Annotated in this window: 26 protein-coding genes and 1 tRNA gene; 22 read left to right on the top strand and 5 right to left on the bottom strand. The window is 70.5% G+C overall.

Annotated elements, in window-relative coordinates; all coding sequences use genetic code 11:
- Positions 1-27: 27 nt before the first annotated feature.
- From A4X16_RS10840 to A4X16_RS10825, 4 genes are all read left to right on the top strand, one after another.
- The gene (locus A4X16_RS10840; RefSeq protein ID WP_067120399.1) at positions 28-1,638 is read left to right on the top strand and encodes an ABC transporter substrate-binding protein; all 1,611 of its coding nucleotides are present in this window, start codon (positions 28-30) and stop codon (positions 1,636-1,638) included.
- Positions 1,639-1,741: 103 nt separating this feature from the next.
- Positions 1,742-2,683 (top strand): ABC transporter permease, encoded by a 942-nt coding sequence (locus tag A4X16_RS10835; protein WP_157560123.1) that lies wholly within the window; start codon positions 1,742-1,744, stop codon positions 2,681-2,683.
- Positions 2,680-3,492 carry an ABC transporter permease gene (locus tag A4X16_RS10830; RefSeq protein WP_067120397.1) on the top strand — a complete coding sequence of 271 codons (813 nt, stop codon included), beginning with the start codon at positions 2,680-2,682 and terminating at the stop codon, positions 3,490-3,492. The genes A4X16_RS10835 and A4X16_RS10830 overlap by 4 nt, the downstream gene beginning before the upstream one ends.
- Positions 3,489-4,997: a dipeptide ABC transporter ATP-binding protein gene (locus A4X16_RS10825; protein WP_067120395.1), complete on the top strand. Its 1,509-nt coding sequence runs from the start codon at positions 3,489-3,491 to the stop codon at positions 4,995-4,997. The genes A4X16_RS10830 and A4X16_RS10825 overlap by 4 nt, the downstream gene beginning before the upstream one ends.
- Here the strand turns inward: A4X16_RS10825 and A4X16_RS10820 are convergent.
- A complete protein-coding gene (locus A4X16_RS10820) occupies positions 4,987-5,637 on the bottom strand; it encodes a pentapeptide repeat-containing protein (RefSeq protein ID WP_067120393.1) in 651 nt (216 codons plus the stop codon). The genes A4X16_RS10825 and A4X16_RS10820 overlap by 11 nt on opposite strands.
- A gap of 238 nt (positions 5,638-5,875) precedes the next feature.
- Between A4X16_RS10820 and A4X16_RS10815 the strand changes: the two genes are divergently transcribed.
- The 5 genes from A4X16_RS10815 to ndk all read left to right on the top strand — a co-directional run bounded on the left by A4X16_RS10815 (position 5,876) and on the right by ndk (position 12,110).
- The gene (locus A4X16_RS10815; RefSeq protein WP_067120391.1) at positions 5,876-6,196 is read left to right on the top strand and encodes a hypothetical protein; all 321 of its coding nucleotides are present in this window, start codon (positions 5,876-5,878) and stop codon (positions 6,194-6,196) included.
- Between the two features lie 362 nt (positions 6,197-6,558).
- Positions 6,559-9,933 (top strand): isoleucine--tRNA ligase, encoded by a 3,375-nt coding sequence (gene ileS, locus A4X16_RS10810; RefSeq protein ID WP_067120389.1) that lies wholly within the window; start codon positions 6,559-6,561, stop codon positions 9,931-9,933.
- Positions 9,930-11,282, top strand: a complete 1,353-nt coding sequence (locus tag A4X16_RS10805; protein ID WP_067120386.1) for a bifunctional folylpolyglutamate synthase/dihydrofolate synthase — start codon at positions 9,930-9,932, stop codon at positions 11,280-11,282. Before ileS ends, A4X16_RS10805 begins: the two co-directional genes overlap by 4 nt.
- Positions 11,279-11,692, top strand: a complete 414-nt coding sequence (locus A4X16_RS10800; RefSeq protein ID WP_231880337.1) for a DUF4233 domain-containing protein — start codon at positions 11,279-11,281, stop codon at positions 11,690-11,692. Before A4X16_RS10805 ends, A4X16_RS10800 begins: the two co-directional genes overlap by 4 nt.
- A gap of 1 nt (position 11,693) precedes the next feature.
- A complete protein-coding gene (gene ndk / locus A4X16_RS10795; protein ID WP_067120383.1) occupies positions 11,694-12,110 on the top strand; it encodes a nucleoside-diphosphate kinase in 417 nt (138 codons plus the stop codon).
- 69 nt (positions 12,111-12,179) lie between these two features.
- On the opposite strand, the gene A4X16_RS10790 is transcribed toward ndk, so the two are convergent.
- Positions 12,180-12,791, bottom strand: a complete 612-nt coding sequence (locus tag A4X16_RS10790; protein WP_067120380.1) for a vitamin K epoxide reductase family protein — start codon at positions 12,789-12,791, stop codon at positions 12,180-12,182.
- A gap of 283 nt (positions 12,792-13,074) precedes the next feature.
- Here A4X16_RS10790 and A4X16_RS10785 point away from each other — a divergent pair, with 283 nt between their 5' ends.
- A complete protein-coding gene (locus A4X16_RS10785) occupies positions 13,075-15,576 on the top strand; it encodes an Rne/Rng family ribonuclease (RefSeq protein WP_067120378.1) in 2,502 nt (833 codons plus the stop codon).
- On the opposite strand, the gene A4X16_RS10780 is transcribed toward A4X16_RS10785, so the two are convergent.
- Positions 15,541-15,807: a DUF4031 domain-containing protein gene (locus A4X16_RS10780; protein WP_067120376.1), complete on the bottom strand. Its 267-nt coding sequence runs from the start codon at positions 15,805-15,807 to the stop codon at positions 15,541-15,543. The two genes, A4X16_RS10785 and A4X16_RS10780, sit on opposite strands and share 36 nt — an antisense overlap.
- A 211-nt stretch (positions 15,808-16,018) precedes the next feature.
- Between A4X16_RS10780 and rplU the strand changes: the two genes are divergently transcribed.
- The 11 genes from rplU to A4X16_RS10725 all read left to right on the top strand — a co-directional run bounded on the left by rplU (position 16,019) and on the right by A4X16_RS10725 (position 23,742).
- The gene (gene rplU, locus A4X16_RS10775) at positions 16,019-16,327 is read left to right on the top strand and encodes a 50S ribosomal protein L21 (RefSeq protein WP_197491820.1); all 309 of its coding nucleotides are present in this window, start codon (positions 16,019-16,021) and stop codon (positions 16,325-16,327) included.
- Positions 16,328-16,345: 18 nt separating this feature from the next.
- Positions 16,346-16,603 (top strand): 50S ribosomal protein L27, encoded by a 258-nt coding sequence (rpmA, locus tag A4X16_RS10770; protein WP_017202370.1) that lies wholly within the window; start codon positions 16,346-16,348, stop codon positions 16,601-16,603.
- Positions 16,604-16,677: 74 nt separating this feature from the next.
- Complete coding sequence (obgE, locus tag A4X16_RS10765; protein ID WP_067120371.1) at positions 16,678-18,180, top strand: GTPase ObgE; 1,503 nt, start codon at positions 16,678-16,680, stop codon at positions 18,178-18,180.
- Positions 18,177-18,962, top strand: coding sequence for a glutamate 5-kinase (gene proB / locus A4X16_RS10760; protein ID WP_067120369.1), 786 nt, complete (start codon positions 18,177-18,179; stop codon positions 18,960-18,962). Before obgE ends, proB begins: the two co-directional genes overlap by 4 nt.
- Before the next feature lie 9 nt (positions 18,963-18,971).
- Complete coding sequence (locus A4X16_RS10755) at positions 18,972-20,225, top strand: glutamate-5-semialdehyde dehydrogenase (protein WP_067120367.1); 1,254 nt, start codon at positions 18,972-18,974, stop codon at positions 20,223-20,225.
- Between the two features lie 67 nt (positions 20,226-20,292).
- Positions 20,293-20,517, top strand: coding sequence for a hypothetical protein (locus tag A4X16_RS10750; RefSeq protein ID WP_067120365.1), 225 nt, complete (start codon positions 20,293-20,295; stop codon positions 20,515-20,517).
- A gap of 6 nt (positions 20,518-20,523) precedes the next feature.
- On the top strand, positions 20,524-21,126 hold the full coding sequence (gene nadD / locus A4X16_RS10745; protein WP_067120363.1) for a nicotinate-nucleotide adenylyltransferase: 603 nt from the start codon (positions 20,524-20,526) through the stop codon (positions 21,124-21,126).
- Positions 21,123-22,265 carry a hypothetical protein gene (locus A4X16_RS10740; RefSeq protein ID WP_067120361.1) on the top strand — a complete coding sequence of 381 codons (1,143 nt, stop codon included), beginning with the start codon at positions 21,123-21,125 and terminating at the stop codon, positions 22,263-22,265. The genes nadD and A4X16_RS10740 overlap by 4 nt, the downstream gene beginning before the upstream one ends.
- A complete protein-coding gene (gene rsfS / locus A4X16_RS10735; protein ID WP_067120359.1) occupies positions 22,265-22,648 on the top strand; it encodes a ribosome silencing factor in 384 nt (127 codons plus the stop codon). The genes A4X16_RS10740 and rsfS overlap by 1 nt, the downstream gene beginning before the upstream one ends.
- 1 nt (position 22,649) lies before the next feature.
- On the top strand, positions 22,650-23,339 hold the full coding sequence (locus tag A4X16_RS10730) for an SDR family oxidoreductase (protein ID WP_067120358.1): 690 nt from the start codon (positions 22,650-22,652) through the stop codon (positions 23,337-23,339).
- 118 nt (positions 23,340-23,457) lie between these two features.
- Positions 23,458-23,742: a hypothetical protein gene (locus A4X16_RS10725; RefSeq protein WP_067120356.1), complete on the top strand. Its 285-nt coding sequence runs from the start codon at positions 23,458-23,460 to the stop codon at positions 23,740-23,742.
- 59 nt (positions 23,743-23,801) lie between these two features.
- On the opposite strand, the gene A4X16_RS10720 is transcribed toward A4X16_RS10725, so the two are convergent.
- Positions 23,802-23,984 carry a hypothetical protein gene (locus A4X16_RS10720; protein ID WP_067120354.1) on the bottom strand — a complete coding sequence of 61 codons (183 nt, stop codon included), beginning with the start codon at positions 23,982-23,984 and terminating at the stop codon, positions 23,802-23,804.
- A 155-nt stretch (positions 23,985-24,139) separates the two neighbouring features.
- Positions 24,140-24,215 (bottom strand) — tRNA-Ala (locus tag A4X16_RS10715).
- Between the two features lie 135 nt (positions 24,216-24,350).
- Between A4X16_RS10715 and A4X16_RS10710 the strand changes: the two genes are divergently transcribed.
- Entirely contained in the window at positions 24,351-25,415 is a 1,065-nt protein-coding gene (locus A4X16_RS10710; protein WP_067120607.1) for an NAD(P)-binding domain-containing protein, read from the top strand.
- Positions 25,416-25,428 lie beyond the last annotated feature (13 nt).

The following is a 25,428-nucleotide window of genomic DNA, read 5'->3' as shown; positions in this document are numbered from 1 at the left end:
CCCGATCACCTTCTTCCGAGGATCAGCATGCCCACTGCGCTCGCGCGTCGAGTCCTGCCCATCGCCGCCATCGCCGCCGCGAGCTCCCTTCTGCTCAGCGCGTGCGCCCCCGCGTCCGACTCCGAGTCCGGCGGCGAGCTCGTGTGGTCGATCGAGGGCGCCAACCTCTCGGCCGGTCACATGGATCCGCAGGTGAGTCAGCTCGACGTGTCGGGGATGGTGCAGCGCGCGGTGCTCGACTCGCTCGTCTTCCAGGAGGACGACGGGTCGTTCACGCCGTGGCTCGCGAAGGACTGGACGGTGTCGGACGACAGCACCGAGTACACGTTCACCCTGCGCGACGACGTGACCTTCACCGACGGCGAGCCGTTCGACGCCGAGGCCGTGAAGGCGAACTTCGATCGCATCGTCGATCCGGAGACGGAGTCGGCCCAGGCCGCCAGCATGATGGGGGCCGACTTCTACGAGGGCACCGAGGTCGTCGACGAGCACACCGTGACGGTGCGGTTCACGCAGCCGTACGCCCCGTTCCTGCAGGCAGCCAGCACGCCGCAGCTGGGCTTCTACTCGCCGGCGGTCCTCGCCGAGTCGGGCGACCAGCTGAAGGCGGGTGGCCCCGGGGTCACCGTGGGCACCGGTCCCTTCGAGCTCACCGAGTACACCCCGGACCAGGAGCTGGTCTACACGCGCAACGACGACTACGCCTGGGGTCCGCACGGCGAGGGGGCCCCGGAGGTCGAGACGCTCCGTGTCGAGATCCAGCCCGAGGCCGCAGTGCGGACGGGTGTCATCGAGAGCGGCGAGGCCGATCTCGCCAGCAACATCCCGCCGAACCTGGCCACCGAGCTCGGCGACGGCATCACCGTCGACTCGATCGAGTACCCGGGTCTGCCGTACTCGCTGTACCTCAACGAGAAGTTCGGCGTGTTCGCCGACGAGAAGGTGCGTCAGGCGTTCGCGCGCGGCATCGACATCGACGCGTCCGTGGAGGAGATCTTCTTCGACCAGTTCCCTCGCGCCTGGAGCGTGCTGGGGTCGACGACACCGGGATACGACTCCTCGCTGGAGGGCAGCTGGCCCTTCGACCAGGACGCGGCGAACGCCCTCCTGGACGAGGCCGGATGGACGGCCCGCGACAGCGACGGCATCCGCATGAAGGACGGTCAGCGGCTCTCCGCGCGCTGGATCGCCTGGACCCCCGTGCCCGACGACCGCGCCGCACTGGCCAACGCCATCCAGTCGGATCTCAAGGGGATCGGCTTCGAGGTCGTGCGCGAGGTCCTCGAGCCCGGCGCGTACAACGAGCAGTACGGGCCGAAGACGTTCGACCTGACCGACTGGGGCTTCTCGGGCGCCGATCCGGACTTCCTCCGGTCACACCTGCACACCGACGGCTTCCAGAACGCCTCCCAGGTGACGGACCCGCAGGTCGACGCCCTTCTCGAGCAGGGGGTCGCGTCCGGCGACCAGGAGGAGCGGACGGCGATCTACACGCAGCTCCAGGAGTGGAATGCGCAGTACACGGCGATCGTGCCGCTGTACAGCCCGTCCGCGATCACGGCCGTGGGCGAGCGGGTGTCCGGACTCGACTACGACCTGTACGGTCGACCGCTCTTCTACGACGTGAGCGTCGGCTGAGCGGAGCGGCCGCGGGCAGGGACCGACCGGACCCTGGGATATCGTTCCTGAGCGGGCGCGCGTGGGCGATGTGCGCTTCCGGCCAGTCGAGAGGGCGCACACGGTGAAGGCAGCTCTTCTGCGGGTCGCGGGCCTCGCGGCATCCGTCGTCGTCGTGCTGTGGGGAGCGGCCACACTGGCCTTCCTCGCGTTCCGGGTGATCCCCGGCGACCCGGTGTCGGTCATGCTCGGGCCGCAGGCCCAGGTGAGCGAGGAGGTGAAGGACGGCATCCGCGCGGAGCTCGGGCTCGACCGCTCGCCCCTCGAGCAGTACGCGACCTTCATCGGCCAGCTCGCTCGCGGAGATCTGGGCGAGTCGTATCAGCTCCGGATGCCCGTGACCGAGGTGATCGGGCGCCAGCTGGGTGCGACCGTGCAGCTCGCGGTGCTCGCTCTGGTGATCGCCGTGATCCTGGCCCTCCTGGTCGCCGTGTTCGTCCGCGGGCGGAGCGGACGCGGCATCGCGGCGGGCGTCGAGCTGGTGATCCTGTCCTCCCCGGTCTTCTGGATCGGACTCGTGCTCCTCAGCGTCTTCGCGTTCGGCCTCGGCTGGTTCCCCGTCTCCGGAGCGCGCAACCCCGCGACCATCGTCCTTCCCGCGATCACCCTCGCCCTCCCGGTCGCCGCGCTCCTCAGCCAGGTGCTCCGCGACGGGCTCCAGCAGGCGGAGCGGATGCCGTTCGCCGAGACCGTCCGAGCGCGCGGCGCCGGCTCGTCGTGGTTCACGCTCCGCCACGGCCTGAGGCACGGGGCATCGGGCGCCATCACCCTGACCGCCTACCTCACCGGATCGATCCTCGGCGGGGCGGTGCTCGTCGAGACGGTGTTCGCGCGGGCCGGACTCGGGCGGGTGACGCTCGCGGCGATCACCAACCGCGACCTTCCCGTCATCACGGGCATCATCCTGCTGAGCGCCCTGGTCTTCGTCGCCGTGAACCTCGTGGTGGAGCTGCTGCATCCGCTGGTCGACCCGCGGGTGCGCGCATCCCGCGGAGGTGCGCGGTGAGGCGGGCGGAGCGCATTCTGCTCGGAGCAGCGCTCGTCGTCCTGATCGTCCTGGGGTTCGCCGCGGCCTTCCCCGCCGTGCTCGCCACCCACGACCCGCTGCAGACCGACGTGCGCGCGGCGCTCCTGCCGCCCGGCGGCGAGCACCTGTTCGGAACCGACCAGAGCGGACGCGACGTCTACTCCCGGGTCGTCTTCGGCGCCGGGCGATCGATCGGCATCGGCCTGCTCGCGACCGCCGTCGCGCTCGCGCTCGGCCTCGTCATCGGCGCGCTCGCCGGGCTCGCGCCGCGGGGAGTCGACGCCGCCCTCATGCGGGTGAACGACGTGCTGTCTGCCTTCCCTGAGTTCCTCGTCGCGCTCGTCGTCGTCGCCGTCCTCGGCCCGGGGCCCGTGAACATCGCGGTCGCCGTGACCCTCGCCGCCGTCCCGGTCTACGTGCGGCTCGCGCGCGTGCAGACCCGGACCCTCCGCACGGCCGAGCACGTCGAGGCGGCGCGCATCCTCGGGGTGCCGCCCGTGCCGGCCTTCATGCGCCACGTCGTGCCGGGCGTGCTCGGTTCGCTGAGCGTGCTGGCGACGATCGGCATCGGCTCGAGCATCCTCGCCGCGGCGGGCCTCAGCTTCCTCGGCCTCGGTCCCGTCGAGCCCACGCCGGAATGGGGTCTCATGCTCGCCGGAGGGCGGAACGTGCTCGGGCAGGCATGGTGGATCGCCGTCTTCCCGGGGCTGGCGATCACCCTGACCGTCGTGGCGGCGACGGTCGTCGGTCGCCTCCTGCGGGCCCGGGCAGAGGGGATCCGACCGTGAGCGGCGCACTGGAGCTGTCCGGCCTCTTCATCGACTTCGGCGCCGCGCCGGTCGTCGACGACGTCTCGCTGTCGGTGCAGCCGGGGGAGTGCGTCGCGATCGTCGGCGAGTCGGGGGCCGGCAAGTCGCTGACCGCGCGGGCGCTGCTCGGTCTGACGCCGACAGGGGCACGTGTGCGCCTGGATCGGCTCGTGATCGACGGCACGGACGCCCGCGGTCTGCGCGACCGGGGATGGCGAGCGCTCCGCGGCGCCCGCATCGCGCTCGTGTCGCAGGACGCGCTGGTGTCCCTCGACCCGCTGCAGCGCATCGGCGCGGAGATCGCCGAGCCGCTGCGACTGCACCGCCTCGCGCGAGGGCGGACCGCGATCGGCGACCGCGTCCGGTCGCTGCTCCAGCGGGTGTGGATGCCCGACGTCGACCGGCGTGCACGGCAGTATCCCCACGAGCTGTCGGGCGGGCTGCGGCAGCGGGCGCTGATCGCCTCCGCTCTCGCCGCCGATCCGGCCGTGCTGGTGGCGGACGAGCCGACGACGGCGCTCGACGCGACGGTGCAGGCGCGGATCCTCGGTCTGCTCAGGGAGATCGTCGACCGCGGGACGGCCGTGGTGTTCATCAGCCATGACTTCGCTGCGGTGCGACGGATCGCCGATCGTGTGCTCGTGATGCGGGCCGGAACGGTCGTGGAACAGGGGCCCGTCTCCGAGGTGCTCGAGAACCCGCGGCACGAGTACACGCGACAGCTCATCGCCGCCACGATGCACCGGCCGCGCGAGGGGTCGCGAGCGCCCGCCGATCCGGTGCTCGTGGCCACCGGGGTGAGCAAGACGTTCGACGGCGTCGCCGCCGTGCGGGAGGCCTCCTTCGCGGTCGCCGAGGGGCGCACGCTGGGCGTCGTCGGCGAGTCCGGCTCGGGCAAGACGACGCTCGCGCGCATGATCGTCGGGGTCGAGGACCCGGACGACGGGGGACTGCGGTGGCGTGGCCGTCACCGCGTGCAGCTCGTGCACCAGAATCCGCTCGGTGCCTTCGACCCCCGATGGACGATCGCCCGGTCGCTCAGAGAGGCGCTCGCGGCGGGAGGCGTGCCCCGGTCGGATCGCCGCGCGCGGGTGTCCGCACTGCTCGCCGAGGTCGGCCTCGATCCGGCGCTCGCGTCCCGCCGACCCATCGCGCTGTCCGGCGGACAGCGTCAGCGGGCCGCGATCGCGCGCGCGCTCGCCGCGGAGCCGGAGGTGCTGGTGCTGGACGAGCCGGTGTCGGCACTCGACCCGTCGGTACGGGAGCGGGTGCTCGCGCTGCTCCTGCGGTTGCAGCGCGATCGTCGGCTGACCATGGTGTTCGTCTCGCACGACCTCGACGTGGTCGGCGCCATCGCCGACGACGTGCTGGTCATGCAGGACGGCGCGGTCGTCGAACAGGGCTCGGTCGGGTCCGTGTTCGCCGCCCCGCAGCATCCGTTCACGAGGGAGCTGCTGGAGGCGAACGGACCCGTCAGTCCCTGACGCGGATGCCGAGTCCCGCCGCGAACAGCGGGGCCAGCTGCTGCACCTGGAAGCCGCTGAGCGTCGTGCCGCGCAGACTGTTGGCATCGAGGAAGGCCGCGGCGTCCAGTCCGCGCAGGTCGACGTCACGGGCCGTCATGCCGCGAGGGTCGACCTCGTCGGAACGGCAGCCGGTGAAGCGCACGCGGGTGAGATCGGCCTGCGGCATGTCGAGGGTGCGGATGCCGCAGTCGCCGACCTCGACGTCGACCGCCCTGGTGCCGCCGAGGTTCAGGTAGTCGATGCGGACGTCGCGCAGCTCGAGCTCGTCGATGCGCGCACCGCTCAGGTCGAGGGTGCCGATGCGGCCGCCGCTGATCCGGACGCGGCGGACGCTCGCATCGCGCATCCGCAGGGAGGCCACTCGCGCGTCCGATAGGGCGACGTCGATGAGCGTCGCTCCGGTGAGGTCGACCGCGTCGGCATCCGCCGTGAGCTCGCACTGCTCGAGGGAGGAGTGGGCGAGGTCGACGGTGCCGGCGAGGTCGAGCCGCGCGGCCAGGAGGTCGACGTTCCGTCGCGGCGCGGCCGACTCGAGATGAGGCGGCAGATCGGGGGCGGAGACGCGGGGCGCGACGGGGGAGCCGGGAGTGCGGGCCATGGCTCGAGCGTATGCCGTGGGTCGGACGCTGCCGCCGGACGCCGTTCGCGGTTCGCCGTTGCCTCGGACGGATGCCGTTTCCTCGGACGGGTGTCGGCAAAGCACCCGAGAGACCGTCATTCGTCCGAGGCACGGTGACCGCTTCATGTCTCCTCCACACCCGGCGTGCGGGCGCGATTCTCCCCGTCGGGCTGGGAGTCAGACCCAGAGTCGTCGACGATCGCGCGACGATGTCCGGATGCCGCACGCCACCGCCCACCTGATCGCCGTGCTCACGGAACGGGGCGGGGTCGTGCGGAGCCGCGTGCTGGTCGAGAACCGGATCTCCCCGGGGACCGTGCGCTCGGCCGTGGTGTCCGGCGAGGTGATCCGGCCGAGGAAGGGATGGGTGGCGCTCCGTGATGCGGACGGGGCGCTCGTGACCGCGGCGCGCCACGGAGTGATCCTCACCTGCCGGACGCAGGCGAAGCGCCTCGGACTGTGGGTGCACGAGGCAGCGGGCGCCTCGCAGGACACCACCATGCGCGCCGTCGCTCAGGGTCTCCACCTTCCACGATGAACGCACGCTCGTATCTCTGCACTTCCCTCGAATCCATTCCCGCAGAGGATCCGCGGGAAATGAAGACGTCCGACGCACGGATCGCGCTCCGCCGCGCTCTCACCCCGCAGAACTGCGCCGGGTCCGCGAGCGCGCGTACAATGGACGGACGAGCATCGATCCGGCCATCACCGGGGAGCTCTCGGAAGAACACCTCCGCCCTCACCGGCGCAGGCAAGTAGAACCGAGCGGGGCAGGCCCGTCACAGCCGCAGTGAGAGTGGCTCCGCCGTGAGGCGCGGCACGCGAGGTGGTACCGCGGTCCCCGGGAATCCCGACGGATCGTCCTCGCAGCAGCATCCGCCACGACTCCTGCGAGACGACATGACCTACCCGCGTTCCTCCTTCGGCCCCGCCGCCGACCAGGCTGCCTCCGTCGCCCCGAGCCCCCGGTTCCCCGAGATCGAGCGCGAGGTGCTCGACTTCTGGGAGTCCGACCAGACCTTCCGCGCCTCGATCGAGCAGCGCGAGGGCGCCGACGAGTGGGTCTTCTACGACGGCCCTCCGTTCGCCAACGGCCTGCCCCACTACGGTCACCTGCTCACGGGGTACGCCAAGGACGTCTTCCCGCGCTTCCAGACCATGCTCGGCAAGAAGGTCGACCGCGTCTTCGGCTGGGACACCCACGGGCTCCCCGCCGAGCTCGAGGCCATGAAGCAGCTCGGCATCACCGAGAAGAGCGAGATCGAGGACATGGGCATCGACGTCTTCAATGCGAAGGCGAAGAACTCGGTGCTCAAGTACACGCACGAGTGGCAGGACTACGTCACGCGTCAGGCTCGCTGGGTCGACTTCGACCGCGGCTACAAGACCCTGGACCTCGGATACATGGAGAGCGTCCTCTGGGCGTTCAAGACCCTGTACGACAAGGGCCTCGCCTACGAGGGCTACCGCGTGCTGCCGTACTGCTGGCGCGACGAGACGCCGCTGTCGGCGCACGAGCTGCGCATGGACGACGACGTGTACCAGAACCGGCAGGATCCGTCGGTCACCGTCACCTTCCCGCTCACGGGCGCGAAGGCCGAGGCGCTCGGACTGACCGCCGTGCGCGCCCTCGCCTGGACGACGACGCCGTGGACCCTCCCGACCAACCTCGCGCTCGCCGTGGGGCCCGACATCGAGTACGTCGTGCTCCCGGCCGGACCGAACGGCGCCGCGGACGTGCACGCGGCGGCGGGAACGGCGGATGCCGTCGTCGAGGCCTCCGCGCACCGCTATCTCCTCGCCCGCGAGCTCCTCGCCGGATACGCGAAGGACCTCGGCTACGAGAGCACGGAGGACGCGCTCGCCGCGGTCGACCAGACCGTGCGCGGCTCGGAGCTGCAGGATGTCACGTACGACCGCCTGTTCGACTACTACGCGGATGCCGAGACCTACGGCACCGAGAACGCGTGGCGCATCCTCGTCGACGACTACGTGACCGTCAGCGACGGCACCGGCATCGTCCATCAGGCTCCCGCCTACGGTGAGGACGACCAGCGGGTCGCGGGCGCCGCCGGCATCCCGACCATCCTGTCGCTCGACGACGGAGGGAGGTTCCTCCCGAACGTCGCCGACGTCGCCGGTCAGCTGTGGATGGACGCCAACACCCCGCTCATCCGCCTGCTCCGCGGCGAGGGCCGCCTGCTCCGCGAGCAGAGCTACGTGCACTCCTACCCGCACTGCTGGCGCTGCCGGAACCCCCTGATCTACAAGGCCGTGTCGAGCTGGTTCATCCGCGTCACCGACATCAAGGACGATCTGCTCGCGAACAACGAGCAGATCACCTGGGTGCCCGAGAACGTGAAGCACGGGCAGTTCGGCAAGTGGCTCGAGGGCGCGCGCGACTGGTCGATCAGCCGCAACCGCTACTGGGGCTCGCCGATCCCGATCTGGAAGAGCGACGACCCCGAGTACCCGCGCGTCGATGCGTACGGCTCGCTCGAGGAGCTGGAGCGCGACTTCGGCACGCTCCCGCGCAACCCCGAGGGCGAGATCGACCTGCATCGTCCGTACATCGACGACCTCACGCGACCGAACCCCGACGACCCCACGGGCCAGAGCACGATGCGCCGCATCGAGGACGTCTTCGACGTGTGGTTCGACTCGGGATCGATGCCCTACGCGCAGGTGCACTACCCGTTCGAGAACCAGGAGTGGTTCGACTCGCACGCGCCCGCGGACTTCATCGTCGAGTACATCGGTCAGACCCGCGGCTGGTTCTACGTGATGCACGTGCTGTCGACCGCGCTCTTCGACCGCCCGGCGTTCACCGGCGTGAGCTGTCACGGCATCGTCCTGGGCAGCGACGGCTACAAGATGTCGAAGTCGCTGCGGAACTATCCCGACGTGTCCGAGGTGCTCGACCGCGACGGCTCCGACGCGATGCGCTGGTTCCTCATGTCGAGCTCGGTGCTGCGCGGCGGCAACCTGGCGGTGACCGAGGAGGGCATCCGCGCGGGCGTGCGCGAGTTCCTGCTGCCGCTGTGGAGCTCGTGGTACTTCTTCTCGACGTACGCGAACGCCGCGTCGCCCGAGGGCTACGAGGCGTCCTGGCGCACGGACTCCACCGACGTGCTGGATCGCTACATCCTGTCGCGGCTCGGCGACCTGGTGCGCGAAGTGCGCGCCGACCTCGAGGGACTCGACTCCACGACCGCCTCGGCCCGCCTGCGCGACTTCGCGGAGGTGCTCACCAACTGGTACATCCGCCGTTCGCGCGACCGGTTCTGGGAGGGCACGAGCACCGAGGCGTTCGACACGCTCTACACGGTGCTCGAGACGCTGACCCGGGTGGCGGCTCCTCTCGTGCCGCTCATCAGCGAGCGGGTCTGGCAGGGGCTGACGGGCGGACGCAGCGTGCATCTGCAGGACTGGCCGGACGCCGACGCGTTCCCGGCCGCCGACGACATCCGCGATGCGATGGATGCCGTGCGCGAGCTGTCGAGCGTCGGCAACGCCCTGCGCAAGAAGGAGAAGCTCCGCGTGCGGCTGCCGCTCTCGCGTCTGACCGTCGTGTCGCCGGTGGCGTCGGAGCTCGGTCAGTTCGAGGACATCCTCCGCGACGAGCTCAACGTCAAGTCGGTCGAGCTGGTGCCCCAGTCCGAGACGACCGCGGGCGAGTACGGCATCAGCCACCGCCTGAGCGTCAACGCCCGCGCGGCCGGTCCGCGCCTGGGCAAGAACGTGCAGACCGTCATCAAGGCCGCGAAGTCCGGCGACTGGTCGGAGGTCGACGGGGTCGTGACGGCCGGCGGCATCGCCCTCGAGCCGTCCGAGTACGAGCTCGCACTGGAGACCACCGGACGTCCGGAGGGTGAGGCACTGGCGATCGTGCCGGCCGGCGGCTTCGTCCTGCTCGACACGCAGACGACGCCGGAGCTCGAGGCCGAGGGGCTCGCTCGCGACGCCATCCGCGTCGTGCAGGAGGCCCGCAAGAACGCAGGACTCGACGTGAGCGACCGTATCGTGCTCGCTCTGAACGCCACGCCGGAGGATGCTGCGGCGCTGACGACGCACGCCGAGCTGATCGCCCGCGAGACGCTCGCGATCGCCTTCGCCGCGCAGCCGACGGACGGCCTGGACGCCGTGGTGGACAGCGTCGAGAGCCCCGGTGACGGCATCTTCCGCACGGGCGCCCGGGCGCTGGGCTCGTCGAAGGGTCCGATCATCGTCACGATCGACGCCACGTCCGTGGTGAGGGAGGGAGCATCCGCATGAGCGCACGCGACAGGGCGGATGTCGTCTACGAGACGCTCCTGAGCCGAGCCGGGGAACGGTGGGTGCAGCCGCGCAAGGAGCGCACCGCGCGGGTGCTCGAGTACCTCGACGACCCGCAGCGCACCTACCGGGTCGTGCACATCACCGGGACGAACGGCAAGACGTCGACCGCACGCATGATCGAGAGCCTGCTGCGCGCCCACGGGCTGCGGACCGGACTGTTCACCAGTCCGCATCTGGAGCGCTTCACGGAGCGGATCATGATCGACGGGGAGCCGATCGAGGACCAGGCGGTGGCGGACGCCTGGGAGGAGATCGCGCCCTTCGTCGAGATCGTCGACGCCGAGCTCGCCGCCGCGGGGGAGGAGCCGCTCACGTTCTTCGAGCTGCTCACCGTGCTGGCTTTCGTGGCCGTCGCGGACGCGCCGGTGGACGTGCTCGTGCTCGAGGTCGGCATGGGCGGGGAGTGGGACTCCACCAACACCGCCGACGGCGACGTGGCGGTCTTCGCACCCATCGACATCGACCACGCGGACCGGCTCGGCGACACGATCGCGAAGATCGCGAAGGTCAAGGCCGGGATCATCAAGGGGGGCGCGGCGGTCGTCTCCGCTCAGCAGCCGGAGGAGGCGGCGGAGGTCCTGCGCGCCGTCGCCGGTGAGAGGAGCGCGACGATCGCGTTCGAGGGCGAGGACTTCGGCCTGACCGAGCAGAAGCTCGCCGTCGGCGGGCAGCTGCTGACCATCCGGGGACTCGCCGGGCAGTACGTCGAGGAGTACCTGCCGCAGTACGGCGCGCATCAGGGGCACAACGCCGCCCTGGCCGTGGCCGCGGTCGAGTCGCTCATCGGCGGCGCCCGGCAGCGCATCGCAGACGACATCATGTCGGAGGGCCTGCAGGGGGCGACGTCGCCCGGCCGTCTCCAGCTGCTCGGGATCTCGCCGACGGTCATCGTCGACGGTGCGCACAACCCGCATGGCGCCCGTGCGCTGGTGCAGGCCATGGACGACAGCTTCGACTTCGACGAGTGGGGTCTCGTGCTCGGGATCCTCGCGGACAAGGATGCGGCGGGGATCGTGGCGGAGCTGGCGCCGGCGACCGCGCACGTGTTCGCCACCATCCCGGAATCCGATCGCGCGAGCGACGCCGACGTCATCGCCGACCTCGTCGAGGCGACCGGCCGGCGAGCCACCGTCCACGCGACCCTCGCCGAGGCCGCGGATGCGGCGCGCGAATGGGCGGCGTCCTCGGATCGCCGCGCTGTCATCATCGCGGGATCCGTCGTGCTCGCCGGCGAGGCGATCACCCTGGCGGAGGAGGAGGACTGGAAGTCGGGGTGGCGCGCGTGACCGCTGCGAACCCGCCGGCCCGGGCTCCCCGGCCACCGCGGACGCTCGTCCAGAAGCTCGCCCCTGTCGTGCTCGGCTTCGAGTCGATCGTCGTGTTCCTCGCCGGGCTCACGATCTTCGGCCTCCGAACCCTTCCGGCCGGCATCCCGCAGTGGTGGGGGATCATCGGCGGAGCTGTGGTCGGGCTCGCCTGCATCGCGATCGCCGGGATGATCACGAGACCGTGGGCGATCGCGGCGGGATGGGTGATCCAGGCGATCATCGCGCTGTCCGCGATCCTGGTCCCGGCGATCCTGCTCGTCGTGGTCGTTTTCGGCGGCATGTGGGGATATGCGACGATCATGGGGGCGCGATTGGACGCACGACGTCCCGCCGGGCCCGCGACCGAGACTCAGACAGAGAGTGAATGACATGGCCACTGAAGAAACCCTCGTCCTCGTCAAGCCCGACGGCGTCGCCCGCGGCCTCACCGGCGCGATCCTGGCGCGCATCGAGGCGAAGGGCTACGCCCTCGTCGACATCCGTCTCGTCGAGCCCGACCGCGACCTGCTCGCCGCGCACTACGCCGAGCACGAGGGAAAGCCGTTCTACGAGCCGCTCCTCGAGTTCATGCTGTCCGGCCCGTCGGTGGCGATCCGTCTCGCGGGGAACCGTGTGATCGAGGGCTTCCGCTCGCTCGCGGGCACGACCGATCCGACCACGGCGGCGCCCGGCACGATCCGCGGCGACTTCGGCCGCGACTGGGGCCTCAAGGTCCAGCAGAACCTCGTGCACGGCTCCGACAGCCCGGAATCGGCTGCTCGCGAGCTCGGCATCTGGTTCGACTGACGCGCCTCGACCGACGACGAAGCCCGCCGCACGAGACCGTGCGGCGGGCTTCGTCGTCGACGACCGGCGTCAGAACAGGAGCTTCGCCATCTCGCCGAGGAAATCGAGTCCCTGCAGCTGCGCCAGCACGATGACGACCGCGAAGGCGAGGATCGTGGCGAGGGGCACCCACATCATGGCCTGGTCCGCCGCGGCGCGCACCTTCGCATTCCGGGTGAAGGTGCCGTTGCGGGTCAGGTGCACCACGGTGGCGAAGAACGTGGGGATCGTGACCGCCCAGGTGACCATGCACCACGGGCAGAGCACGAACAGGTCGTAGAGGCTCTGGGCGATCAGCCAGCAGACCAGGCCGAACGCGAAGGTCACGCCGACGCCGAACAGTGCCCAGAACCAGCGGGGGAAGCGCGCCCCGGCGAGGATGGCGACGCCCACCACGAGCGGCGCCATCCAACCGGTGAGACCCATGATCGGGTTCGGGAAGCCGAACACCGACCCCTGCCAGGATTCGAGATTGGTGCTGCACTGGATGAACGGGCTCAGGTCGCACGCGAGCGGGTCGGTCGGGTTCTCGAGCAGCGCGAACTTCTCGACCGTGAGCTGAAAGGCGGCGAACCAGCCCACCACGCTCGCGATGATCAGCCAGACGGCATAGACGACGGGGCGGGTGCGCTGCTCGCTCATGTGTGGATTATCCCAGGGATCGCTATGTGTCGGGCGTGAGCCGCTCCGGGGAAAATCGACGCCGGATCGACGGGATGCCGCGATCCGGCGCACTTGGTGCGATAATGACCTGTGATGCACCGCACGACCCCGTCGCGCCACGCATCGACGCAGACTTCGGGGCCGTATGCCCCTCGTGACCAGAGCCTGGAGCCGGTCGCACACCGAGTGAGTTCGCGGCACCAGAGGGTGCTGCACGAGATTTCGCGGAACACGCAGTGTCCGCGCGAGGAGTTCGCCAGAGATGGCCGATGAGAACAATGACTACGACGCCCCTACCCTCGACTTCCCGGCGGATGCTGACGCGCCCGCCGAGGTAGTCGCCGACGCCCCGGAGGGGGACGGCACGCCCGACGCCCCCGAGGCGCCGCCGGCGGAGGACGCCCCGGCGGCCGACGCCGCGCCCGTCGCCGCGTCTGCGGGGGAGGAGCCTGCTGCTGTCGAGGAGCCCGCTGCCGTGGAGGAGCCCGCTGCCGCGGAGGAGCCCGCTGCCTCGGAGGAGCCCGCTGCCGCGGAGGAGCCCGCCGCCGTCGAGACGCCCGCCGAAGCGGAGACGCCCGCCGAAGCGGAGACGCCCGCCGAAGCGGAGACGCCCGCGGAGCCGGAGACGCCCGCCGAGCCGGAGACGCCCGCGGAGCCGGAGAAGCCCGCACCCGTCACCGCTGTGTCCCTGGGCCTGCTGCCCGAGGTGTTCGTGTCGCAGGTGTCGACGCAGCTGCACTTCTACGCGCCGGAGGTCGTGCCTCTGCCGGCGCGCCCCGGACGGGAGCGCGTCTTCGATCGCATCGCCGAGCGCGACCAGGAGGAGCCGGCATCCGGACGCCGTGGGCGCCGCCGTCGCGGAGGATCCGACGACGGAGACCAGCGCGACGAGCCGCGTCAGCCCCGTCAGCGGGTCGTCGAGTACATCACCGAGCCGAAGGCCATCAAGGGCTCGACCCGACTCGAGGCCAAGAAGCAGCGTCGCCGCGACGGACGGGACGCGGGTCGTCGTCGCCCCGTCGTCACGGAGGCCGAGTTCCTCGCGCGTCGCGAGTCGGTGGACCGCAAGATGGTCGTCCGCTCCAAGAACGGCCGCACGCAGATCGGCGTGCTCGAGGACGGCGTCCTCGTCGAGCACTACGTCGCCCGCAACCAGGATGCGTCGCTCATCGGCAACGTCTACCTCGGACGTGTGCAGAACGTCCTCCCGAGCATGGAGGCCGCCTTCGTCGACATCGGACGCGGCCGCAACGCCGTGCTCTACTCCGGCGAGGTCGACTGGGACGGCGTCGAGACCGGCAATCAGCCCCGGCGCATCGAGCTGGCCCTCAAGGCCGGCGACCGCGTGCTCGTGCAGGTCACGAAGGACCCGGTCGGCCACAAGGGGGCCCGCCTCACCAGCCAGATCTCGCTGCCCGGCCGCTACCTCGTGTACGTGCCCGGCGGGTCGATGAACGGCATCAGCCGCAAGCTCCCAGACAACGAGCGCGCGCGCCTCAAGCGCATCCTCAAGGAGGTGCTTCCCGAGTCGTCCGGCGTCATCGTCCGGACCGCCGCCGAGGGTGCCACTGAGGAGCAGCTCACACGCGACGTGCAGCGCCTGACCACGCAGTGGGAGCACATCCGCAAGCAGGTCGAGAACCAGCAGGCGCCGTCGCTCCTGCACGCCGAGCCGGACCTCCTGGTCAAGATCGTGCGTGACGTCTTCAACGAGGACTTCACCAAGATGCTCATCCAGGGCGAGGACGCGCAGACCACGATCCGCGCGTACCTCGAGAGCGTCGCCCCCGACCTCCTCGAGCGCGTCGAGTCCTACGAGGACGAGACCGATCCGTTCGACGCGTTCCGCATCACGGAGCAGATCGAGAAGGCCCTGGATCGGAAGGTCTGGCTGCCCTCTGGCGGTTCGCTCGTCATCGACCGCACCGAGGCCATGACGGTCGTCGACGTCAACACCGGCAAGTTCGTCGGCTCCGGCGGCAACCTCGAGGAGACGGTCACCAAGAACAACCTCGAGGCGGCGGAGGAGATCGTCCGCCAGCTGCGCCTGCGCGACATCGGCGGCATCATCGTGGTCGACTTCATCGACATGGTCCTCGAGTCCAACCGCGATCTCGTGCTGCGTCGGCTCATCGAGTGCCTGAGCAGGGACAGGACGAAGCACCAGGTCGCCGAGGTCACCTCGCTCGGCCTCGTGCAGATGACCCGCAAGAAGCTGGGTCTCGGACTCCTCGAGACGTTCAGCGAGGCGTGCGAGGTCTGCGCGGGACGCGGCGTCATCGTGCACCACGACCCGGTCGTCAAGCACCGCGTGAACACCAACGGCAACGGCGGCGGCTCGTCGAACCGGCGCCAGCGCGGCGGCAGCGGTCAGAACCAGAACCCCGCGCCCGCGACAGGCACGACGCACAGCATCCCCGAGGGTGCGAAGTCCGCGCTCGCGCAGATCGCGAAGTCGACGCTCACGCCGAACGGCGAGGTCGCGGCGGATGCCGTCGCTCCGGCCGCCGAGCCGGTCGCCGCTCCCGCCGCGGCGCAGGAGCGTCCGAAGAAGCCTCGCAAGAAGCGCGGCTCGGAGCGCAAGAGCCCGAGGTCGCCGGCCGAGCAGCTGCTCGACTCCGTGCTCGACGCTCTGCCCGAGCCGAAGGCGCCGGGTCAGGGGCGAGGCCGCCGCCGCGTCTCGACGGCAGCGCTGACGGGCACTCCGGTATCCGTGAGCTCCGAGCCCTCAGCGCCGGTCGCGGGCGGGGATCCGGAGTCCTGAGGCGATCAGCCTCCGGACGAGCTCCTTCCCGCCGACGTGCTGGGCGCCGGCGGCGACGAGCCGGGGGATGATCTCCTCCGGCACGTCGTAGTGGTCGAGGTCGAAGGCGCGCGCGGGCACGTCGTGGGCGCGCGCGAAGGCATGCAGCTCGTCGAGACTCTCGTCGCTGACGAGGTGCGCCCACAGTCGTCCGTGCGCGGGCCAGCGGGGGTCGTCGACGAGAACGGTCACCTCGACAGCCTAGGACCGGACACGCTGTCGGACGCGTTTTGCCTCTCTGTCCGGCATCCGGTAAAGTAGTCCCTTGGTGCGTATGCCGCGTCTTCCTCGAAGGACGATGCGGAGAGTCTTGCATTCGTGCCCGTCGCCCCGCGACGCATGCAAGCAACAGTCTTCCCGTGAGATCTCGGAGCCGCGAGCTCCCCAACGAAACAGGTATGAAGTGGTTTACGCAGTAGTGCGCGCCGGTGGGCGGCAGGAGAAGGTCGAGGTCGGCACGATCGTTCAGCTCGACCGTGTCAAGGCTGCCTCGGGCGAGAAGATCGAGCTGGCCGCCGTGCTGCTCGTCGACGGCGCCACGGTGACCACCGACGCTGACTCGCTGGCGAAGGTCAAGGTCACGGCCGAGGTCATCGGCAACCTCCGCGGCCCGAAGATCGTCATCCAGAAGTACAAGAACAAGACCGGCTACAAGAAGCGTCAGGGCCACCGCCAGGAGCTCACGCGCGTCAAGATCACCGGCATCAAGTAAGACCGAGGAGACCAGGACATGGCACACAAAAAGGGCGCAAGCTCCACCCGCAACGGTCGTGACTCCAACGCACAGCGCCTTGGCGTCAAGCGCTTCGGCGGACAGCAGGTTCTCGCCGGCGAGATCATCGTCCGTCAGCGCGGCACGCACTTCCACCCCGGCGTGAACGTCGGCCGTGGCGGCGACGACACGCTGTTCGCACTGGCCGCGGGTGCGGTCGAGTTCGGCGCGAAGGGCGGCCGCAAGGTCGTCAACATCGTCGCCGCTGCTGAGTGATCACAGCACGACAGTAGACATCCTGTTCGGGGCGGGCTTCGGCCCGCCCCGAACTCTTTTGTGAGGAGAGAGACATGGTCAGCTTCGTCGACACCGTGACGCTGCACCTGCGTGCCGGCAAGGGCGGCAACGGCTGTGTCTCCGTGCACCGCGAGAAGTTCAAGCCGCTCGGCGGACCCGACGGCGGCAACGGCGGCGACGGCGGCGACATCGTGCTCGTGGCCGACTCCCAGACCGGCACCCTGCTGTCGTACCACCACTCCCCGCACCGCTCGTCGGGCAACGGCGGCCCGGGCATGGGCGACCACCGATCCGGCTTCCTGGGCGAGACGCTCGAGCTCCCCGTGCCGGTGGGGACCGTCGTCAAGAACGCCGCCGGCGACGTGCTCATCGACATGATCGAGCCGGGGGAGCGCTTCGTCGTCGCGAAGGGCGGTCAGGGCGGACTGGGCAACGCCGCCCTCGCCACCCCCAAGCGCAAGGCGCCCGGCTTCGCGCTGCTCGGCACGCCCGGACACGAGGGCGACGTCGTCCTCGAGCTCAAGACCGTCGCCGACGTCGCTCTCGTCGGATACCCCTCCGCGGGGAAGTCCAGCCTGATCGGAGCGATCTCCGCCGCACGGCCGAAGATCGCCGACTATCCCTTCACGACCCTGCATCCGAACCTCGGAGTGGTCCAGCAGGGCGACTTCCGCTACACCGTGGCCGACGTGCCCGGGCTCATCGAGGGGGCGAGCGAGGGCCGCGGTCTCGGTCTGGAGTTCCTCCGTCACGTCGAGCGCTGCTCGGCGCTCCTCCACGTGCTCGACTGCGCGACCCTCGAGCCGGGCCGCGACCCCATCTCCGATCTCGACGTGATCCTCTCCGAGCTCGCCGCGTACGAGGTGCCCGAGGGGCAGACTCCGCTCCTCGAGCGCCCGCAGCTCATCGCCCTGAACAAGATCGACGTCCCCGAGGCGCGCGACCTCGCGGAGCTCGTGCGACCCGACCTCGAGGCCCGCGGGTTCCGCGTGTTCGAGATCTCCTCGGTGTCGCACGAGGGTCTGCGCCCGCTCACCTTCGCCCTGGGCGAGATCGTCGCCGCGCACCGTGCCGAGCAGGCGGCCGCCGAGACGCCCCGCGAGCGTGTGGTCATCCGCCCGCGGGGGGCGAAGAAGGAGTTCACGATCCGCGTCGAGGGCGGCACGTACGGCAACGTCTACCGCATCATCGGCGAGAAGCCGGTGCGCTGGGTGCAGCAGACCGACTTCCAGAACGAGGAGGCCGTCGGCTTCCTCGCCGACCGGCTCGAGAAGCTGGGTGTCGAGGACGAGCTGTTCCGGCTCGGCGCGGTGCAGGGCTCGACGGTCGTGATCGGCGAGGGCGACAGCATCGTCTTCGACTGGGAGCCGACCATGACGTCCGCCGCGGAGCTCATGACGGCGCCCCGAGGCACCGATCCGCGTCTGGCGCCCAACTCGCGCCGCACGACGTCGGAGCGTCGGGAGCAGTACTACGAGCGCATGGACGCCAAGGCCGAGGCACGCGCAGAAGCGGAGGCCCGCCGCATCGCGACCCGCGACGAGGGCGGCGAGTGACGGCGCGCACGCGCGCGGACCTCGCGACCGCGTCGCGCATCGTCGTCAAGGTCGGGTCGTCCTCGATCAGCGGTGAGGCGTCGTGGCGCATCCCCGTCATCGTCGAGGCCCTCGCCGCGGCGCACGCGCGCGGCGCGGAGGTCATCCTCGTGTCGTCCGGGGCGATCGCGAGCGGCATCCCGTTCCTCCGTCTCGACGCGCGTCCCACGGATCTCGCCACTCAGCAGGCGGCAGCCGCGGTCGGGCAGAACATCCTCGTCTACCGCTATCAGGAGGCCCTGCGACCGTTCGACATCGTCGCCGGTCAGGTGCTGCTCACCACCGGTGACCTGGAGAACCCCACGTCGCGCAGCAATGCCCGTCGCGCGATGGAGCGTCTTCTCGGGCTCCGTGTGCTGCCGATCGTGAACGAGAACGACACGGTCGCCACGCAGGAGATCCGCTTCGGCGACAACGACCGCCTCGGCGCTCTCGTGGCGCAGCTCACGCAGGCGGATGCTCTGGTGCTGCTGAGCGACATCGAGTCGCTCTACACGCGGCCCCCGTCCGATCCCCGAGCCGAGCCGATCGACATCGTGGCGCCGGACGCCGACCTCTCGGGGCTCGAGTTCGGGTCGACGGTCGTCAACAGCGTCGGCACCGGGGGAGCGGCGACGAAGGTCTCGGCCGCGCGACTCGCCGCCGCATCGGGCATCGGCGTGCTCGTCACGAGCGCCGACCTCGTCGACAAGGCGCTGCGCGGGGCCGAAATAGGGACCTGGTTCGAACCGGCCCTCTCCTAGACTGGGCGGATGACCGACCAGACCCCGACGCTGCGTCTCGAGCGCGCCAAGGAGGCGTCTCGCGCCACCGCCGCCCTCACGAGCGACGACAAGAACCGCGCGCTCGAAGCGATCGCCGCAGCGCTCGAGCAGAACGCGTCCCGCATCATCGAGGCCAACGCGCAGGACATCGAGCGCGGGCGCGCAGACGGCATCGGCGAGTCGCTGATCGACCGCCTCCGCCTCGATGAGAAGCGCGTCTCGGCTCTCGCGGAGGCGGTGCGCCTCGTCGCCGCCCTTCCCGACCCGGTCGGTCGGGTCATCGGCGGGCATCGGATGCCGAACGGCGTCGCCCTCGAGCAGGTCCGCGTCCCGTTCGGGGTCGTCGGAGCGATCTACGAGGCCCGACCGAACGTCACGGTCGACATCGCCGCGCTCGCGCTCCGCTCCGGCAATGCCGTCGTGCTCCGCGGCGGCAGCGCCGCCCAGGCGTCGAACTCGGTGCTCGTCGAGATCATGCGCAGCGCGCTCGAGGGCGTCGGCATCACGCCCGAGGCCGTGCAGACCGTCGACGACTTCGGCCGCGAGGGCGCCAGGGCGCTCATGCACGGTCGGGGCTACATCGACGTGCTCGTCCCTCGCGGGAGCGCGGGACTGATCGAGACCGTCGTCACCGAGTCGACAGTCCCCGTCATCGAGACCGGCGCCGGCAACGTGCACATCGTGCTCGACGAGAGCGCCCCCGACGACTGGGCGCGCGACATCGTGGTGAACGCCAAGGTGCAGCGTCCCAGCGTGTGCAACGCCGTGGAGACCGTGCTCGTCCTGCGCCAGGCCGCGCCGCGGCTCGTGCCGCTCGTCGCGAGCGCCCTCCAGAGCGAAGGCGTCGCGATCCACGGAGACGACATCGTCGCGGGCTTCGTCGCCAACGTCATCCCCGCGACCGAGGAGGACTGGGAGACCGAGTACTCGAGTCTGGACGTCGCGATGAAGGTCGTCGACACGCTCGACGACGCCCTCGACCACATCCGCCGGTACAGCACGGGCCACACAGAGTCGATCATCACGACCGACTCGCGGAATGCCGAGCGGTTCCTGGCGGAGGTGGACTCGGCGGTGGTCATGGCCAACGCCTCCACCCGCTTCACCGACGGCGGCGAGTTCGGCTTCGGCGCCGAGGTCGGCATCTCCACCCAGAAACTGCACGCGAGAGGCCCGATGGGGCTGCCCGAGCTCACCAGCACGAAATGGCTGGCGCGTGGAGCGGGGCAGATACGCGGCTGAGGGCTAGACTGGGTGGCGCTGTGATGCCACGGGTGTCGCTCACCCTCAGCCACGAAACGGAGTCAGGATGAACCTCGTCGCACAGATCGCGATGGCCGCCGCCGAGACCGCGCAAGAAGGCAACGTCGCGCTCGAGACGGTGATCTTCGGGGTCATCGCCGCGATCGTGTTCGCCTTCCTCGGCCTGGTGACGTTCTCGTACAAGAACGTCGCGAACCGCCACTCGGCGAAGGCCGAGGCATGGGCGGCCAAGCACGGCAAGGACGGCCACGAGGCGGGACACGGCCACTAGGCCCCTATGAACGACACGACCTCGCGTCCGGCGCGCATCGGTGTGATGGGCGGTACCTTCGACCCGATCCACCACGGGCACCTGGTCGCAGCCAGCGAGGTCGCGCACTCCTTCGGTCTCGACGAGGTCGTCTTCGTCCCGACGGGACACCCCTGGCAGAAGTCCGACGTCACGTCCAGCGAGCACCGCTACCTCATGACGGTGATCGCGACGGCGTCGAACCCGCAGTTCACGGTCAGCCGCGTCGACATCAACCGCGAGGGGCCGACCTACACGATCGACACCCTGCGCGATCTGAAGCGCGACCGCCCCGACGCCGAGCTCTTCTTCATCACGGGAGCCGACGCCGTAGCGCAAATTCTCAGTTGGAGGGACCATGATGAACTGTGGGAGCTGGCCCACTTCGTCGCGGTCTCGCGTCCAGGACATGTCCTGAGCACCGACGGCCTCCCGAGCGACGACGTCAGCCAGCTGGAGGTGCCGGCGCTGTCGATCTCGTCGACGGCCTGCCGCGAGAGGGTTCGCGAGGGTGAGCCGGTCTGGTACCTCGTTCCCGACGGAGTCGTTCAATACATCGCGAAGCATCATCTGTATCGGAGCAAGGCATGAGTACATCGGATCAGCAGGAGCAGGGTCCGCTGACGCGAAAGCAGCTGCGTGAGATCCGGCTGACGGGGGCGACCCCCGTGATCACGCCCGAAGAGGCCGCCGCGGCCGCTGCCGCCGCCCCGGCTCCGCCACGACCCCCGGCCCCCGAGCCGACCGCGCCGGAGGCTGCCTCCGAGGAGTCGGTCGGCGAGCCGACCACGTCGGCCGAGCCCGCATCCGCCGCCCCGACGTCGGGCACCGCACCCCTGACCCGGCGTCAGGTTCGCGAGCGCGAGCGCGGCGCCACCGCGCCGACCGTCATCCCGCCGGTGCCGGAGACTCCCTCGGAGGCCGAGCACGAGAACGACCACGCCCCGGAGAGCGAGGCGACCGCGGATGCCGTGCTGCCCGCACCCGCGGAGGTCCCCGTCGACGAGGCCGAGGTCGTCTCGGTCGTCCCGGCCGACGACATCGACGATGCGGACGTCGAGGACCAGGTCGCGGCGACTCCGGTCAGTGCGTCCGCCACCGTGGAGAGCGCCGGAGAGGTGCCGATGGTCCTCGAGCAGGTCGACGCCACCGAGGCCGAGACCGACGCGCCCGACGCGGACGCGCCCGGCGACGACGGCTCGTCCGACCAGGACGCCGCGGAGCGCCCGACGGTGAGCTCGGCCTTCGGCAGGGCGGTGCTCGCGGACGCCGAGGCCGCACCGCAGCCGATCACCCCGTCCTTCGACGAGCTGCTCACCGCCGGGGACTCCGCGGGATCCCAGCACCTCGCGCCGAACACGCTCATCTTCACGCCGTCTCCCGGTGACGGCTCGCTCTCCGGTCCTGTGGCCTCGACCGGGGAGATCCTCGTCACCGGATCCTATGAGCTCCCGAACGGCCTCGGCTCCCAGGGTCACGCTCACGGAACGACCGACGGCAAGGACATCGACGCCGTCCTCATCGACGGAGAGCTGCCCCCGGCATCCTCTCCGACGCCGATCGCGGCCAGCGCCGCGGTCAGCACCATCAAGCCCGCCGGCGAGGTCATCCGCCCGCCGGCTCCCGAAAAGGGCAACAAGCTCATGCTCATCCTCGCGATCGTGGCGGGTGGTCTCGCGCTCGCGCTGGGCGTTGCCCTGATCGTCGCCTTCACCACGAATGTGTTCTGATGCAGTCACCTGAAACCGCCGAAGAGATGCTGCAGCTCGCGGCAGACGCCGCCGTCTCGAAGGGCGGAGAGGACCTCGTCGCCCTCAACGTCTCCGAGCCGCTTCCGCTCGTCGACATCTTCCTGCTCGTCACCGGCAACAGCGAGCGCAACGTCGCCGCGATCGCCGACGAGATCGAGGACCGGCTCATCGAAGCCGGTCACAAGCGCGTGCGTCGCGAGGGCCGCGCCGAGGCGCGCTGGGTGCTCCTCGACTTCGGCGACCTGATCGTGCACGTCTTCCACCAGGAGGAGCGGGTCTACTACGGCCTCGAGCGGCTCTGGAAGGACTGCCCCGTGGTCCCGTTCCAGCTCGCCGACTCCGCCGCCGCCGATCGCGACTGAGATGCGCGTGCACCTGGTCACCGGGGCCGGCTCCGGAATCGGCGCCGTGCTCGCGCGGCGCCTTCTGGCACGCGGAGATCAGGTGGTCCTGCTCGCACGCGACGCGGGTCGCGCACGGGAGATCGCGCAGGCGCTCCCGGGCGCAACGACGATCGTCGGGGACCTCTCGCAGCCCGGCCGGCTGTCGTGGGCCTTCTCGAAGCAGGCGCTTCCCGAGCGCATCGATTCGGTGATCCACGTCGCGGGCGTCGTCGACCTCGGTTCCGTGGCCGATCTTCCAGCGACCCTGTGGGAGCGGCAGCTGGCGGTGAATCTCGTCGGCCCGGCGGAGCTCACCCGGCTCCTCCTCCCGCTCCTGCGCGTCTCGCGCGGTCGGGTCGTCTTCGTCAACTCCGGCGCCGGACTGCATGCGCACGCCGGCTGGTCGGCCTATGCAGCGTCGAAGCACGGCCTCCGGGCTCTCGCCGACTCGCTGCGCGCCGAGGAGGGCGAGCACGGAATCCGCGTGACCTCGATCTACCCCGGACGCACGGCCACTCCGATGCAGGAGCGCGTCCACCAGCAGGAGGGCCGCGACTACGATCCGGCTCGCTTCATCGACCCCGACTCCGTGGCGACGACGATCCTGACCGCGCTCGATCTGCCCGAGGACGCGGCGCTCACCGATCTGACGATCCGACCGGCTGGCTGAATCCGGGACTGCGGGTCTCGCATCCTGAGTCTCGCCGCTGCGTCTGTCAAGGCCCTACTCCGGCACCACCCCCCACCGCATGATCGTGTGGGGGGGAAGAGTCTTGGAGGGCTGTCACATGAGCGGAGATCCGGAACCGAGATACGTGCTGCATCGCATCACGCCGTCGGAGTGGGTGATCAACGATCGGCGATACGGAGCCGATGATCCGCGTCATGTCGTGGCCTGCGTGTACGAGTACGCGGAGACCGAGGTCGAGGTCGTCTGGCTGCGGGACCTCCCGCTGGCCGTCCGCTACTCGAATGCCTACGAGGTGCTGGAGGAGGTGGCGCGGGTCCAGGATCCCAGCCGCGCTACGAGGCCGATCGCGATCCCTCATCTGCCGCCCCTGCTCGCGACCTGAACGATGTCGCGCGGCAGCCCCGGATCAGGACTGCCGCGCGAGGCGGCGACTGCTCGTCTTCAGAGGTCCGAGTCCGCGCCGTCAGGGTTCTCGGCTGCCAGACGATCGGCCTCGGCGCCGTCCACCTGATCGGCATCCGCGTCGGTGTCGAGCACACGCTCGCCGTCGACGTCACGCTGGGGGACGGCCTGATCGTCGCCCTCGTCGGGGAGCGGCACGAGCGGCGGAGTGGGTGTGGACATGATCGTTCTCCTCTCGAACGGACTGATCCGCCACGGTAGACGCGCAGGAGGATGCGGGGGAGCGGCTTGACCGGTGCTCCGCGGAGGAGTAGACCGCGCACCCACGGAGAGAAACAAGAAGTCCCGCGATCTCTCGCGGGACTTCTTGTGGTTCGTGGTGGACCTGAGGGGACTCGAACCCCTGACCCCCTGCATGCCATGCAGGTGCGCTACCAGCTGCGCCACAGGCCCAGAACTGCTTCCTCACTGCTCGAAGCAACTTGAACAGAGTACTACACGGAGCGCGCGCAGCACCAATCGAGGCGACGCTCCCGGGCGCGTCGCCTCGGCAGGAACAAGCGCCGCGCATCGGGCGTTGTGGTCATCGTGAGCATCCTGGACAGCGTCGTGATCGGCGCCGGTCAGGCCGGTCTGTCGGCCTCCTTCCACCTGACCCGCCTCGGCATCGGGCACGTCGTCCTCGACGGCGACACCGAGCCGGGAGGCGCATGGCGCCATCGCTGGGACGCTCTGACGATGCGCGACGTCCACGGGGTGGCGGAGCTGCCCGGAGACACCGCCCCGCCTCGCGACGACCAGCGCGCGAACCTGGCGGTCCCTGCGTACTTCGCAGCCTACGAACGGGCGCACGGCCTGCCCGTCGAGCGGCCGGTGCGCGTCGACCGGGTCGAGGACGAGGACGGCGTCCTGGTCGTGCGCGCGGGTGAGCGGCGGTGGCGGAGCCGTACCCTCGTCAACGCCACCGGGACGTGGACGCATCCGTTCCTCCCGCACTATCCGGGCATGGAGACCTTCGTGGGGGAGCAGCTCCACACCGTCGACTACCCGGGGCCCGACCACTTCCTCGGGATGCGTGTCGCGGTGGTCGGCGGAGGAGCGTCGGCGGTGCAGTTCCTGGGAGCTCTCGCACCCCTCACCGACACGCTCTGGGTGACCCGGCGGGAGCCGGTGTGGCGCACGGACGACTTCACGCCGGAGGCAGGTGCCGCCGCCGTCGCCCTGGTCGAGCGTCGCGTCGCGGAGGGGCTCCCGCCGGAGAGCGTGGTGAGCGTGACAGGACTCATGCTGCGCCCGCAGGAGCGCGAAGCGGAGCGGCTCGGCGCGTACGCGGCGCGCCGGCCCATGTTCGAGCGGATCGAGCCCGACGGGCTCCGCTGGGCGGACGGCTCGTTCGAGCGAGTGGATGCGATCCTCTGGGCGACGGGCTTCCGACCGGCGATCGCCCACCTCGCACCGCTGCGTCTCCGGAGCGCGGCCGGCGGCATCCGGCTCGATCGCGACGGTCGGGGCACCGCGGCGGTCGCGGACCCGCGCATCCAGCTGGTCGGATACGGGCCGTCGGCGAGCACGATCGGCGCGAACAGGGCGGGGCGGTCGGCCGCCACCGGCGTCCGTCGGGCCCTTGCGGAGGCCTCCGTGCGATCGCGTTGAGCGGACGCGGCAC

The sequence above is a fragment of the Microbacterium sp. H83 genome (assembly GCF_001650405.1).
Classification (GTDB): domain Bacteria; phylum Actinomycetota; class Actinomycetes; order Actinomycetales; family Microbacteriaceae; genus Microbacterium.
This window is presented reverse-complemented; position numbering and strand designations above follow the sequence as displayed.

Bases quoted from the DNA above. Each gene is read 5' to 3' on its own strand.
- A4X16_RS10840 (WP_067120399.1), top strand. From the start codon at position 28: ATGCCCACTGCGCTCGCGCGTCGAGTCCTGCCCATCGCCGCCATCGCC.
- A4X16_RS10820 (WP_067120393.1), bottom strand. From the start codon at position 5,637: ATGGCCCGCACTCCCGGCTCCCCCGTCGCGCCCCGCGTCTCCGCCCCC.
- A4X16_RS10815 (WP_067120391.1), top strand. From the start codon at position 5,876: ATGCCGCACGCCACCGCCCACCTGATCGCCGTGCTCACGGAACGGGGC.
- ileS (WP_067120389.1), top strand. From the start codon at position 6,559: ATGACCTACCCGCGTTCCTCCTTCGGCCCCGCCGCCGACCAGGCTGCC.
- A4X16_RS10805 (WP_067120386.1), top strand. From the start codon at position 9,930: ATGAGCGCACGCGACAGGGCGGATGTCGTCTACGAGACGCTCCTGAGC.
- ndk (WP_067120383.1), top strand. From the start codon at position 11,694: ATGGCCACTGAAGAAACCCTCGTCCTCGTCAAGCCCGACGGCGTCGCC.
- A4X16_RS10790 (WP_067120380.1), bottom strand. From the start codon at position 12,791: ATGAGCGAGCAGCGCACCCGCCCCGTCGTCTATGCCGTCTGGCTGATC.
- A4X16_RS10785 (WP_067120378.1), top strand. From the start codon at position 13,075: ATGGCCGATGAGAACAATGACTACGACGCCCCTACCCTCGACTTCCCG.
- rpmA (WP_017202370.1), top strand. From the start codon at position 16,346: ATGGCACACAAAAAGGGCGCAAGCTCCACCCGCAACGGTCGTGACTCC.
- obgE (WP_067120371.1), top strand. From the start codon at position 16,678: ATGGTCAGCTTCGTCGACACCGTGACGCTGCACCTGCGTGCCGGCAAG.
- A4X16_RS10755 (WP_067120367.1), top strand. From the start codon at position 18,972: ATGACCGACCAGACCCCGACGCTGCGTCTCGAGCGCGCCAAGGAGGCG.
- A4X16_RS10750 (WP_067120365.1), top strand. From the start codon at position 20,293: ATGAACCTCGTCGCACAGATCGCGATGGCCGCCGCCGAGACCGCGCAA.
- nadD (WP_067120363.1), top strand. From the start codon at position 20,524: ATGAACGACACGACCTCGCGTCCGGCGCGCATCGGTGTGATGGGCGGT.
- A4X16_RS10740 (WP_067120361.1), top strand. From the start codon at position 21,123: ATGAGTACATCGGATCAGCAGGAGCAGGGTCCGCTGACGCGAAAGCAG.
- rsfS (WP_067120359.1), top strand. From the start codon at position 22,265: ATGCAGTCACCTGAAACCGCCGAAGAGATGCTGCAGCTCGCGGCAGAC.
- A4X16_RS10730 (WP_067120358.1), top strand. From the start codon at position 22,650: ATGCGCGTGCACCTGGTCACCGGGGCCGGCTCCGGAATCGGCGCCGTG.
- A4X16_RS10725 (WP_067120356.1), top strand. From the start codon at position 23,458: ATGAGCGGAGATCCGGAACCGAGATACGTGCTGCATCGCATCACGCCG.
- A4X16_RS10720 (WP_067120354.1), bottom strand. From the start codon at position 23,984: ATGTCCACACCCACTCCGCCGCTCGTGCCGCTCCCCGACGAGGGCGAC.